Below are 14,050 nucleotides of genomic sequence, written 5' to 3' on the forward strand. Positions count from 1 at the left end.
CAAGTAAACTAAGGAGTAAAGATGATTCTTAAAGATAAAGTAATAAAAGAGCTTGAATCACAAGGTATTAGAAATATTCGTGAAGTATTTTATAATTACGGTACGCCTGCTTTATATGAGCAAGTCGTAAGAAGAAGAGAAGGGCTGCTTGCACACCTTGGGCCTATCGTAGTAAGAACAGGATATCATACAGGCAGAAGTCCGAATGATAAGTTTATTGTTAAAGAATCAACCAGCGAAAATAATATTTGGTGGGGCAAGGTAAACAAATCAATGACTGAAGAGGATTTCAATCGCCTGTTTGCCAAGATGATGGCTTACATACAGGGAAAAGATTTGTATGTCGAGGACTGTTACGTTTGCGCAGATGAAAAATACCGGCTCCCAATCAGAGTTATTACTGAAGCAGCGTGGCACAATCTTTTTGCAAGAAATATGTTTAGACGATACAACGATCCTTCAGAACTTGAAAAACACATTCCTCAATTCACAGTTATACAAATGCCGAATTTCCATGCTTTCCCCCAGTTTGATAACACAAATTCGGAAGTCTTTATTGTTATTAATTTTCAAAAGAAAATTGTACTTATTGGCGGAACAAGCTATGCCGGTGAAATTAAAAAATCCATCTTTACAATTCTTAATTATTTAATGCCGATGCAAAACGTAATGTCAATGCACTGTTCGGCAAATCTTGGAGAGCGTGATGATGTTGCATTATTTTTTGGATTATCCGGAACCGGGAAAACCACTTTATCTGCAGATCCGAATAGAAGATTAATCGGCGATGATGAACATGGCTGGAGTGAAAACGGAGTATTTAATTACGAAGGTGGTTGCTATGCAAAAGTTATTCGTCTTTCAGAAGAAGCGGAACCAGAAATTTATGACACAACCAGAAGATTCGGTACCATTCTTGAAAATGTTCAGATTGATGCACAAACGAGAAGAATAGATTTGAACGACGATACGTTCACTGAAAATACCCGCGCTGCTTATCCTCTAACGCACATAAAAAATATTGTTGAAGACGGTAAAGCGGGTCATCCTGAAAATATTGTTATGCTCACTGCTGATGCATTCGGTGTTCTTCCTCCAATCTCAAAACTTACAACTGAACAGGCAATGTATCATTTCATTTCCGGGTACACTGCAAAAGTTGCAGGAACAGAAAAAGGTGTGACCGAACCAAAAGCAACATTTAGTACTTGTTTTGGTGCACCGTTTATGGTCTGGCATCCGACTGTGTATGCGAAAATGCTTGGAGAGAAAATCAGAAAGCATAAAGTAAAATGCTGGCTTGTGAACACTGGCTGGACAGGTGGGCCGTACGGAACAGGAAGCAGAATGAAAATTCAGTACACACGTGCGATGTTAAACGCAGCACTAGATGGAAAGCTGGATAAAGTTGAATTCGAAACAGATCCGATCTTCAAATTGCAAATTCCTAAATCTTGTGATGGAGTACCTTCTGAAGTCTTAAATCCAAGGAATACCTGGAAGGATAAAAAAGCCTACGACGAAATGGCGAATAAGCTGGCTACTATGTTCGTGAATAATTTTAAAGATTACGAAGCTGAAACAGAAAAAGAGATAGTCGCAGCAGGACCAAACAAATAATTGACAGTAAATTATTATCGTAAAATAAAATTGTAAGGAATTTTATGCTGAAAAAAATATTAATTGGCTTGGGTGTAATACTTTTAGGAATTCAATTTATTCCGGTCGAAAGAACTAACCCTCCCGTAAGCATGGATATTAATGCACCGGAAAATATCGCTGGCATATTAAGAACATCTTGTTATGATTGTCATTCAAACGAAACGGTTTGGCCATGGTATTCCAAAATCGCACCTGTATCATTTCTGGTTGCAGGCGATGTTAAAGAAGGAAGGGAACATCTCAACTTTTCCGAATGGGATAAATATAATGCGGATAAGAAAGGAAAAATTCTGGAAGAAATTGTCGAAGAAATTCAGAAAGAAAATATGCCGCTTTCCAGTTATACTTTCACTCATCCGAATGCAAAACTGGACGATTATCGCATTAAGTTGATCGAAGATTGGGTTAATTCAGGCAGTAACCATGACGGATCGCTTCGATATAAAAAATAAATTTGCTAACATGAAATAACTGATTAATCCTTGAGAATATTATTTATAAGTTTTAACTTCATATAAATTGAAAAACATGTTTTTCCCACAAGCAAAGGAAATTTGAGATGGCAGAAAAAAAACTTTCCGGTGAAGTCTTCTATCCTTCAGAGGAGATTGTAAAAAATGCACATGCTAAGTGCCAGCAGCTTTATGAATCTGCCGAAAAAGATTATTTAGGCTTTTGGGAAAAAGAAGCCAGCGAACTTCATTGGTTTAAAAAGTGGGACAAAGTTCTTGACGATTCAAAGAAGCCTTTCTACAAATGGTTTGTTAATGGAAAAACTAATATTGCTTATAACTGCCTTGATGTTCATTGCGAAACTTACCGACGAAATAAAGTTGCATTGATTTGGGAAGGTGAGAACGGAGAATTCCGTTCACTATCATACTTTGCTTTAAGAAGAGAAACATGCCGCTTTGCAAATGTTTTAAGAAGTCTTGGTGTAAAGAAAGGTGATAGGGTTACAATTTATATGGGAAGAATTCCCGAAATTGTAACAGCGATGCTTGCCTGTGCACGAATCGGTGCAATTCACTCTGTTGTGTACGGTGGATTTTCAGTTGAAGCTCTTCACGAAAGATTGGAAGACAGCCAGTCAAAAGTTTTAATTGTAGCAGATGGTGCATATCAAAGAGGAAAAATTGTCGAGCTAAAAAAGATAGCTGACGAAGCGCTTCAAAGAGCAGCAACTGTCGAAAGTGTTTTAGTTGTAAAAAGAACCGGACACGAAGTCAATATGGAATTCGGAAGAGATATGTGGTATCACGATCTAATGTCGTTGCCGATTGCTGGAAATTCCTGTGATATAGAAATAATGGATGCTGAAGACCCATTATATCTGCTATACACTTCAGGAACGACCGGAAAACCAAAAGCAATAATGCACACACACGGCGGCTATATGGTTGGTACTTACACGACTTTAAAATATGTTTTTGATATTCATGAAGAAGATCGTTTCTGGTGTGCCGCAGACCCCGGCTGGGTTACCGGACACAGTTATATCGTATATGGACCATTCTTAAATGGTGCGACATCATTTATGTACGAAGGTGCTCCAACTTATCCATATCCAAGCCGTTGGTGGGGAATGATTGAAAAGTATGGAATAAATATTCTCTACACAGCACCAACTGCGATTAGAGGTTTTATGAGATTCGGTGATGCCTGGGTGAAACGTCATAATTTATCTTCATTAAGATTGCTGGGAAGTGTAGGTGAACCCATCAATCCCGAAGCGTGGAGATGGTATTTAAAGTGATCGGAGGTGAACGTTGTCCTGTGATGGATACCTGGTGGCAAACAGAAACAGGAATGTTCATGATTACTCCGATGCCCTGTACTCCTTTAAAACCTGGTTCAGGCACAAAACCATTTCCCGGATTAAAAATGGATATTGTTGATGAAGAAGGAAAACCGGTGAAGGATAACGAAGAAGGTTTTCTTGTTATTAAAACTCCGTGGCCATCGATGCTAAGAACGATATGGAATGATCCGGACAGGTATGTTCAACAGTATTGGACGAGATTTCCAGGAGTATATATGACAGGTGATTCGGCTCGTAGAGATGAAGATGGATATTATTGGATTATCGGCAGAGTTGATGATGTGATTAAAGTTTCCGGTTATCGATTAGGAACCGCTGAAATTGAGAGTGCACTGGTTAGTCATCAAGCTGTTGCAGAAGCAGCTGCAATAGGTCTTCCGCACGAAGTAAAAGGAAATGCGATCCACACATTCGTCATTTTGAAAACTGGTTATCAAAAGAGTGATAAACTAATTGAAGAGCTGAGACAACACGTTGGTCACGAAGTTGGACCAATTGCCAAACCCGAACATATTGAAATAGTGGATTCTTTACCCAAAACCAGAAGCGGAAAAATTATGCGAAGGGTTCTAAAAGCTCGTGCGCTTGGAATTGATCCCGGAAATCTTTCAACTCTTGAAGAATAGTAAATTAATCTTCTTTCTGAGGTGTCTTAAGTACTTTGATGAAGAATCTTACTGTAAAAAAAATTATTACAGACCAGGCTAATATCATCATCAGGATTGCAGAAAAACTCATTTGATAATTTCTCCGTTTTCTTTTCTTTTCATAACCCAGGCTTTGTGAACGAGATATCCAAAAGTAGCAAATACGCCTAATAATAATAATCTTGTTGCATCTTTCACAAATTCTCTTGTTGGTTCACCATTCTCGAACCAGACATATTTATCAACTCCGAGATGAAATATAACACCTATTACGCTGTCAGATGCAAATGGCCAGCCGTTACCGCTGAATAAACTCGAGATCGCACTTATCCAATCAGTGCTTGGTTTAATTACAGAACCGATAAAAATTACTATAATAAATAATGGAGTGATGTATTTAATAAATATTTTGAAAATTCTCGGTACGGCCATATCAGCACCAGTTGTAATTTCATTCCACCCTTTATCAATTCCAAAAACATAAGCAAAGATTATTGTTTCCAGCAGTGCGAACACCACAAGTGAAAATGTTCCTGTCCAAAAATCAAATTCATCAAAAGATCCACCGGGGTACAACCAAACACAAACAAATCCTAGCAGTAGAGTACACAGTCCGAAATTTATTGCACTTCTGTTATGTGTAAATTTCAAATCATCTTTAAAAAATGCAACAATGGGTTGGCCCATAGCCAAAGATGAAGTTATTCCTGCAAAGAATAACAATCCAAACCACATTGCCCCTGCAATTGGTGCAAACCATCCCCAATTATTAAATAATGTTGGAAGAGTTAAGAATCCTAAACCGAATCCGCTTCCGCCCATTGTTGCAGCTTGAACTGCTTGTAATCCAAGATATGCTGTTGCGATCGGAATTAACAGAGAACCGCCAAGAATAACTTCGACAAATTCATTCATCCATCCTGCAGATGAAGCGTTTAGTGCAATGTCTTGTTTTTCTTTGACATAAGATGCATAGCTGTGAATACATCCCATTCCTACCGAAAGAGTAAAGAAAATTTGTCCTGCTGCTGCAAGCCAGGTAGTTGGATTTGTTAAACCAGTAAAATTTGGTTCCCAGACAAAATTTAATCCAACAAGCGGACTTTCAATTACACCAGGACCGCTTGTATCCAGAGTCAATCCTTTTATAACTAAAACAACTCCAAATAATAACAGCAGCGGCATTCCGATTTTTGCAGCAACCTCAATTCCTTTGGCAAGTCCTTTTGATAAAATCCATGTATTTAAAGTGAGTGTTAATAAAACCAGAAGACAGCTTCAGTAGGAATGGCAAAAATGGAATCCTCATGAAGTCCTAAATACTTTGGGAAGAATTCAGTAGGCTTGATATCCCAGAATGTTCCGGTTATGGAATGGAAAACATATGATAAAGTCCAGGATTCTATGTAACAGTAGTATGCAGCTATACCAAGGTTCGTAAATAATCCGAAAACGCCGATGTATTTAATAAATCTCGATTTTCCCATAACATCGAACATACCGGGTGTCGAGTGATGGCCGTATTTTCCACCATTTCTTCCAATCGCCCATTCAATATATAATAGTGGAATACCCATTAAAAGGAATGAAATTAGATAGGGAATGATAAATGCACCGCCGCCGTTTTGTGCTGCCTGAGCAGGAAAGCGAAGGAAGTTACCTGAGTCCAACGGCATTGCCTGCCATAGCAAGAACTAAACCAATACGAGATCCCCAGGCTTCTTTAGATTTGATAATTCACTCCAAAAAATTAACAGTGTATCGAAAAATAAATTCTTTGAGATTTATTACAAATAAAATTTGAATTTTTTTTCTTCAGAGAGTAATAAATCTTTCCTTCGTGAATAAAACAATTTGTTCTGTTTATCTGTGGTGCTTGTGTACTTTTAGCAAAAAAAGCTATTTGGATAAGGTCTGGAAATCAAACCTGAATATTAATATCACCAAACCTTTTAGATATATTTTTTTTAAGGATTGGTTTCTTTGAATTTAATAATTAAATACTAGTCTATTCCTGGTGGGTTAAAGATGAATATTATGCCGATTGTCGGGTTGCCATTTATCACATCATTAAATAAATAACCATTATTTTATTTGCTCATGACATGTAATTCAATATATTTCCCTTCAAATTTTTAGACACTCATAACATTAATTACGGAATAGAAAATGGAAACGAAGACAGTAGATTTGTCTTCTTTAAAAATAGATAGATCAGGCGATGAAGATAATAAACCCAAATTGAAATGGATAATTTATGCAGTTATATTAATTGTCATTCTGACGGTTGCTTATCTCATATTTGGAAGTTTATCAACCAATGAAATAGAAGTTAAACTTACATCTGTAATAAAACAGACTCCGGGAAGATCAAGTGCTGTATTAACTGCGAGCGGATATATAGTGGCTCAGAGGGAAGCTTCTGTTAGTTCAAAAGGAACTGGAGTTTTAGTTTATCTTGGAGTTGTAGAAGGTGACAAGGTTAAGAAAGGTCAGATAATTGCAAGACTGGATGATAGAGACATTGTTGCTCAGTTGGATGAAGCAAAATCAAGCCTTCAACTTTTTCAGGCACAGCTGAACGAAATCCAAAATAATTACAATCGTGAAAAAGAATTATTTAGCAGGGGATTATCTTCGCAGCAGACTTTAGACCAGGCTGAAACAGCTTATAAATCTTTACTTGCGAATATTGATATTGCCGAGGCAAGAATCAGAGCTGCAGAAGTTGCGCTGGAAAACATGATAATCCGTGCACCTTTTGATGGAACAGTTCTAACAAAGAATGCGGAGGTTGGTGAAATTGTTGCACCGTTCGGTGCAAGCACTACTTCACGTGCAGCTGTTGTTACAATTGCTGATATGAATTCTTTAATGGTTGAAGCAGATGTTTCAGAATCAAATATCGAAAAGATAAAACAGGATATTGATTGCGAAATTACTCTTGATTCCAATCCCGGTAAAAGTTATCAAGGCTATGTTTTTAAAATTGTTCCCACGGCAGACAGATCGAAAGCTACTGTTTTAGTTAAAGTTGCTTTTAAAAGTTATGACAGCAATGTTCTTCCTGAAATGAGCGCAAAAGTATCTTTCTTATCTGAAAAAAGCGAAGAAGTAGATATGACTCCTGTTTTAACTGCACCATTGTCAGCAGTAGAAGATGTGGGTGGCCAGAAGATAGTTTATGTCATAGTTGATGATGCAGCAGTTCAAAAGGAAATAACTACTGGTCGTCTCTTTGGAAGTTATGTTGAGGTAACTTCAGGTTTGAGTGAAGGTGATAAGATAATTGATAACCTGAGTGAAAAAATTAGAGATGGTATTCAGGTAAAAGTTTTATAAAGAAATTCATTTGGAGTTTAAATGTCATCATTAATTAAGCTAATCAATATTTCAAAATTTTATCAGCGAGATAGTCTTAAAATTCCTGTACTCAATAATGTGAATATGGAAGTGCCGGAAGGTGAATTTCTCGCATTGATGGGTCCATCAGGTTCCGGCAAAACTACTTTGCTTAACCTTATTGGTGGAATAGATAAACCAACTGCTGGTAAAGTTATTATAGCTGAAAAAGAGATTTCAAGTTTTGGTGAATCCGCACTTGCAAAATGGAGATCGGATAATGTAGGTTTTATTTTTCAATTCTATAATCTTATTCCTGTACTGACAGCTTTCGAAAATGTTGAACTCCCACTCTTGCTGACAAATCTATCAAAAGTTGAAAGGAAAAAACGCGTTGAATTTGCTCTTGGAGTTGTAGGACTTGGAGATCGCATAAAGCATTATCCAAAACAACTTTCAGGTGGTCAGGAACAAAGAGTTGCAATAGCAAGAGCAATTGTAACTGATCCTATGATCATTGTTGCCGATGAACCTACCGGTGATCTTGATAGAGTATCAGCTGAAGAAATTTTAACATTAATGGAAAGACTTAATAAAGAATTTAAGAAAACGATTGTAATGGTAACTCACGATCCGCACGCTGCCGAAAGAGCTCATATAATTAAGCATCTTGAAAAAGGAGATTTTGTTTAAGAATCATGAGAATATTAAAGTTAATAATTAAAAATTCACTCAGGCATAAGTTAAGAACTATTCTTACCATACTTGGAATTTCAATTGCAGTTTTTGCATTTGGATTATTACGCACCGTTGTGACAGCATGGAATGCAGGTGTCGAAGCCTCCGCAGCTAATCGACTTGTTACACGGCAGGCTGTTTCGTTTATCTTTCCGCTTCCGCTTGCCTACAGGGATCAGATTTCGAAAATTCCCGGAGTGGATGTAGTCACCTTCGCAAACTGGTTCGGTGGAGTTTACATTGATAAGAATCAATTCTTTGCACGACTTGCAGTTGACGCCGAAACTATCTTTGATGTATACCCTGAATTTCTGATTAGCGATCAAGAATATCAGACTTTTCTAAAAGAAAGAAACAGTTGTATCATTGGCGAGGGTATTGCAAAGCAGTACAATTTAAAAGTGGGTGATTTAATGACAATCGAAGGTGATATTTATCCGGGTGACTGGCAATTTGTGATTCGAGGCATTTATAAACCAAGAGATAAAACTACAGATGCTACTCAAATGCTTTTCCACTGGGATTATTTAAATGAACGAATGAAGGAATGGGATACAGGAAGAGATAATGAAGTTGGATGGTACGTGGTAAAAATAAATGATCCGGATAAATCAGCTTTGATTTCAGAACAGATTGATGCGTTGTTTAAAAATTCTCGTGCAGAAACCAAAACTGAATCTGAAAGAGCATTTCAGCAGGGTTTCGTTGCCGCATCGAGTGCAATTTTAACATCCATAAATGTAATTTCATTTGTCATCATCGGAATAATTATGCTTGTTCTCGGCAACACGATGATTATGTCTGCAAGAGAAAGAACAAGAGAATATGCTGTATTTAAAACTATCGGGTTCTCAGCAAAACATATGATTGGATTAATTTTAGGAGAATCTCTTTTCATCGCTGCAATTGGCGGAGGATTAGGATTGTTTCTTTCATTTCCAATTGTTGAAGGAGTAAGTCAGGCAATTCCTAAAGGTATGTTCCCGGTATTTGAACTTGAACCGATCACTTTAATTTTCGCTGTGTCATCGGCTATTTTAATCGGAATCGCTGCATCAATCTTTCCGATTATGAAAGCATTGAGGACAAGCATTGTTGATGGATTAAGGTTTATTGGATGAGTAATTTATTTCGCATTTTCGCGATAAAGAAATATTATCTTGTACCACAATTGAATTCAATGGAAATTTAATAGGAAATATGAATTTACCGGTATTAATAGTTTTAGTTGTAATCACTATTGCATATTTATTTTTTCTAATCAAGATTACTATTGATTCTGTTTCAAAGAAAAGATTTGTTTGGACAGCATTTATAATAATTGTTCCGATCGTACCAATCATTTACTATCTTGTATATGTATTAAATGTTCCTTTTAAATATTCAATAAAAAATTTCACTTCAAGAAAGCTAACGACTTTTATTACAATCTTTGGTGTTGCATTGGTTGTATTTGTATTTACAGCTGTTCTGATGATGGCTTACGGAATTCAAAAGACACTAATTGCGACCGGACAACCTGACAACGTAATCGTAACAAGAAAAGCAGCTACCGGTGAAATTACAAGTATCGTTGATGGTGAGACTCAGGATGTTATAAGAACGCTTCCGCATATCGCTGTTGATAAAAATGGCTATCAAATCATTTCAACAGAACCGGTGGTTGTGATCAACCTTGAAAAATTTAGCGGTGGGATGAGTAACGTAACTGTAAGAGGTGTTTCGAATGTAGTACTTGAATTAAGGCCGCAAGTTAAAATTATTGAAGGTCAAATGTTCAAGTTTGGTTTGCGTGAATTGATTGTTGGTTCAGGTGTAACCACAAAATTTAAAGGCGCTGCAATCGGAGATGAAGTAAGGTTTGCCGGAGATGACTGGAAAATTGTTGGCATTTTTGATTCTGAAGGAAGTGGCTTCGATTCTGAATTGTGGGGTGATTCCCAGCAACTTCTTAACGCATTCAACAGGGGAAATAATGTTTCCTCGATGACTCTTAAACTTGATGATCTAAGCAACTTTGATAATTTTAAAAAACAATTTGAATTTGATAAACGACTCCAGCAGTTTGAACCGAAAATAGAACAGAAGTATTTTGAAGAGCAGTCAGAATTTATGGCCGCTTTCATAAGAATAATAGGCATTGTTATTACTGTTATATTCAGCTTCGGAGCAATGATTGGCGCGGCAATTACAATGTACGCAGCAGTTGCCAATCGTACTGTTGAAGTTGGAACACTCCGCGCACTTGGATTTAAAAGAAGAAGTATACTCGTTGTATTTTTAATTGAATCGCTTGTTATCGCAATTACCGGCGGATTAATAGGAATTTTTCTCGCATCATTTTTACAGTTTTTCAATATTTCGACATTAAACTTTCAATCATTTTCTGAGCTGGCCTTCAGCTTCAGTCTTTCACCAGCAATTATAATCACTTCACTTCTATTTGCAATAATTATGGGAATTGTTGGCGGATTTTTTCCTTCAGTTCGTGCTTCAAGATTGAAAATAGTGGACGCATTGAGATCCGTATAAAAAAGAATTCATTCAGGCATAAAATAAGTGTATTAACAAAAATAAGTTTAATATATATTTGAACCTGTAATTTTATTTTTCATTATTTACGTCAAATGCGGGTTCAGCGGTTTTCTTATCTTTTCATTTTCTTTTTAGTTCTGTCAATACTTCCAGCCGGACTAATTCTGCCACAGCAAACGGGTAACCTTCGCGGTTTCGTTACTGATTCTACAAATGGCGAAGCATTGGTTTTCTGTAATGTTTTCCTCAAAGAAATAAATGTTGGTTCCTCAACTAATGAAAGAGGAATGTATTTAATCAAATCAATTCCTTCCGGTAAAGAATATCAAGTAACGGTATCTTATGTCGGTTACAAAACAAAAATTGTCAAAGTATTTGTCGAACCAGCAGTTGTTACGCAGCTCGATGTTAAACTTCAACCATTGAACGTCGAACTTCAGACTATCGAAAAAGTTGGTGAAAAAATTATTTACGAAAACACAACGGATATTAGTCTTGAAAGAATTTCAGTAAAAGAAATTGAAATTCAACCAAAAGGAGTTGAGACAGATATTTTTCGTTCGCTACAGTATATTCCCGGAGTAAGTACGACTGGAGATGTTACAGCTAAATTTTACGTGCGCGGCGGAAGCGGTGACCAAAACCAGATTTTGCTCAACGGTGTTGAGATTTACAATCCTTTCCACTCACTTGGACTATTCAGTGTGATTGACCCAGATATGATTAACAGCATTGAGTTTTACAAGGGCGGATTCACTTCCGAATACAGCGGAAGAGTTTCTTCGGTAATGGATGTTGTTTCTAAAGATGGAAATAAAAACAGATTAGGTTTCAAAGGCGGTCTGAGTTTTCTTACAGCAAAGGGATTACTGGAAGGTCCGATACCCAATGGCTCTTTTATGATAACGGGAAGAATGAGCTACGATAATGATGTATTGAAAAAATTTTTTAATGAAGAAACAGTGCCGATAGATTTTTACGATCTTTCTTTCAAGCTGAACTACAGCAGCGAAGATATTTTTGAAAATGCAAAGTTTGCTGTCTTTGGTTTTCTATCTAATGATAATGTTGACTATGAAGATCCATTCAGGGAGCAATTCAAATGGAACAACAACGTGTTTGGATTCGAATGGCTCCAGGTTTACGATGTCCCATTATTTTCGAGGCTTGGAATTTCACTCAGTTCATTTGAAGGAGAAGTTATCCCGAATCTCAGCAGTTTAAAACCTCGTTACAATGAAGTAAAAGACTTTACAATTAGTTTTGATATGAATGTTGTTTATGATAATCGCGATGAAATTGGTCTGGGATTAAAGCTTAAAACAGTTGATACAAAATTCCAGCAGACAAATTTTGTAGGTGTTCAGAGTGATCTTGAAAAGTTTGCAGGTAATCTGAGCCTTTATGGCAAATACAAATTTCTGCAATGGAAAAATTTCGGATTAGATGCGGGAACCAGGTTTAATGTTACCGGACTCAGCAGTGAGGGTGGAGGTGTTTTTGAACCGCGAATAAGTATGACTTATAGATTTCATCCTTCTATAGGATTTAAAGCTGCCTGGGGAATTTATCAGCAGGAAATGTTAACTGTCTCTGATGAAAGCGAAATCATATCCATCTTCGATCCTTGGATTATCACACCTGATTATTTAAATCCTGCAAGATCAATACACTATATTGCCGGCCTGGATTTCGATGTTATGAGAGGAATCCATTTTTCTGTCGAAGGCTACTATAAAATTACTCATTATCTCCCGATAGTTAATGACCAGAAGTTCACTGTATCTGATCCTGATTTGTTATCAGGGACCGGGGAATCATATGGTTCTGAATTTTCTTTGAACTACAGTCTTGATCCGCTAAACGTCACTGCATCTTATTCTTTAAGCTGGGCGTACAAAGAAGTAGACGACTGGCTTTACTATCCAAAATATGATGCAAGACATTCAGGAAACATCATCGTTGAATTTAATATTGGTGATGGCTGGATTGCCAGTTCGATTTGGAATTTATCTTCCGGTTATCCATTTACAGAAATGATAGGATTCTATGATAAATATTTCCTCACAAATATTTATGGCAGTGGACAATTTAGTGGAGAATATAATCCTTACTCCTATCTTGGCGATAAGAATCTTGGGAGATTGCCTGCATATCATCGGCTCGATTTAAGCCTTATTAAAAGAATAACTCTATATTATGTCAATCTTGAGCTGGGAGTCAGCGCTATAAATGTGTATGATCGGCAGAATATATTTTACTTCGACAGAGACACAGGGGAAATAGTTAATATGCTGCCATTTATGGTGACTGCTACTTTGAAGGTGGAAATATGAAATACTTTAAATTTATGCTGATTGGATTTATAGGCTTCATCTTTCTTTCCTGCGAAGAAGATTTCAATCCTTATGGTGATTACTTTGAGAGATACGCTTTTACTTGTATCCTAAAAAGTGATCAAAAGAATCAAACTGCAACTTTATTCCGAAGTTACAGGCCGGATGGCTACGATCCATCCACTTATACAGAAGACCCTTCTGTTGTCGGTGCAGATATTCGTATTTGGTATAATGATTCTGTTTTTGTTTTCAGGGATACATCCGAAGCGAGGACCGACACATCGAGATATAAAACACCATTCAGATACTATTACAACGATAATTTTTATGTGGGAAGCAGAAAGACAATTGAGCTTGAAGTACTTCTTCCAAATGGAAAAAGACTTCGCTCAAGTTCTGTTACGCCCGGTCAGATTAATTATGAAGACAGGAGCGATGTTTTAATACCTTCGGGAGTTAAACAGATCGTTCAATTTTTCTGGAATGCTCTTGACGCGGGAAATTTCTTTTTACCAAAAATGACGATAAGGTATAAACAAAATATAAACGGCCAGATTGTTGACAAGTTAAAAGATGTTCCAATTAATTACGTAAACAAGGGAAACGAACAGGTTGCAGTATATCCAAATGCATCTGCCTCAACTACAATCGTTTATGATCTGTCAGCCATTACAAAAGCCCTTGAAGAGATCTCAGAAGGTGATCCGAACAAAAATAATTATTCAGTTTACCAGAGAGTAATCTTTGCAACAGCTGCACTTGATTTACCTACATCAAGATACATTTCTTCAACAAGCGGAACAATTGATGACCTGACTGTCAGTGTTGATGTTTCAGATTATACAAATATCGAAGGTGGTTTTGGTTTATTTGGTTCATATTACAGTAAAGCTTATACCCGTTTGAGATTTATGGAAGATTATATTGAATCTTTTGGATATAATTTCATAGTTGAAAATTAGATA

8 protein-coding genes and 2 pseudogenes are annotated in these 14,050 nt (G+C 36.8%); 9 read left to right on the forward strand and 1 reads right to left on the reverse strand.

Going from position 1 to position 14,050, the window contains the following annotated elements; translation table 11 throughout:
• The first annotated feature begins 21 nt into the window (after positions 1-21).
• From IPM14_13270 to acs, 3 genes and pseudogenes are all read left to right on the forward strand, one after another.
• On the forward strand, positions 22-1,620 hold the full coding sequence (locus tag IPM14_13270) for a phosphoenolpyruvate carboxykinase (protein MBK9099065.1): 1,599 nt from the start codon (positions 22-24) through the stop codon (positions 1,618-1,620).
• Positions 1,621-1,667: 47 nt separating this feature from the next.
• Entirely contained in the window at positions 1,668-2,114 is a 447-nt protein-coding gene (locus IPM14_13275; protein ID MBK9099066.1) for a heme-binding domain-containing protein, read from the forward strand.
• 107 nt (positions 2,115-2,221) lie between these two features.
• Positions 2,222-4,110 (forward strand): annotated as a pseudogene (gene acs, locus IPM14_13280) (acetate--CoA ligase).
• A 108-nt stretch (positions 4,111-4,218) separates the two neighbouring features.
• Here the strand turns inward: acs and IPM14_13285 are convergent.
• Positions 4,219-5,817: pseudogene (locus IPM14_13285) on the reverse strand (sodium-dependent transporter).
• A gap of 483 nt (positions 5,818-6,300) precedes the next feature.
• Here IPM14_13285 and IPM14_13290 point away from each other — a divergent pair.
• From IPM14_13290 to IPM14_13315, 6 genes are all read left to right on the forward strand, one after another.
• On the forward strand, positions 6,301-7,473 hold the full coding sequence (locus tag IPM14_13290; GenBank protein ID MBK9099067.1) for an efflux RND transporter periplasmic adaptor subunit: 1,173 nt from the start codon (positions 6,301-6,303) through the stop codon (positions 7,471-7,473).
• A 21-nt stretch (positions 7,474-7,494) separates the two neighbouring features.
• Positions 7,495-8,166, forward strand: coding sequence for an ABC transporter ATP-binding protein (locus IPM14_13295; protein MBK9099068.1), 672 nt, complete (start codon positions 7,495-7,497; stop codon positions 8,164-8,166).
• Between the two features lie 5 nt (positions 8,167-8,171).
• On the forward strand, positions 8,172-9,332 hold the full coding sequence (locus IPM14_13300) for an FtsX-like permease family protein (GenBank protein MBK9099069.1): 1,161 nt from the start codon (positions 8,172-8,174) through the stop codon (positions 9,330-9,332).
• Positions 9,333-9,411: 79 nt separating this feature from the next.
• Positions 9,412-10,743 carry an ABC transporter permease gene (locus tag IPM14_13305; GenBank protein ID MBK9099070.1) on the forward strand — a complete coding sequence of 444 codons (1,332 nt, stop codon included), beginning with the start codon at positions 9,412-9,414 and terminating at the stop codon, positions 10,741-10,743.
• 95 nt (positions 10,744-10,838) lie between these two features.
• A complete protein-coding gene (locus IPM14_13310) occupies positions 10,839-13,082 on the forward strand; it encodes a TonB-dependent receptor (protein ID MBK9099071.1) in 2,244 nt (747 codons plus the stop codon).
• Positions 13,079-14,047 (forward strand): DUF4249 family protein, encoded by a 969-nt coding sequence (locus tag IPM14_13315; GenBank protein MBK9099072.1) that lies wholly within the window; start codon positions 13,079-13,081, stop codon positions 14,045-14,047. Before IPM14_13310 ends, IPM14_13315 begins: the two co-directional genes overlap by 4 nt.
• Positions 14,048-14,050 lie beyond the last annotated feature (3 nt).

This window comes from bacterium (assembly GCA_016716565.1).
Classification (GTDB): domain Bacteria; phylum Bacteroidota; class Ignavibacteria; order Ignavibacteriales; family Ignavibacteriaceae; genus IGN2.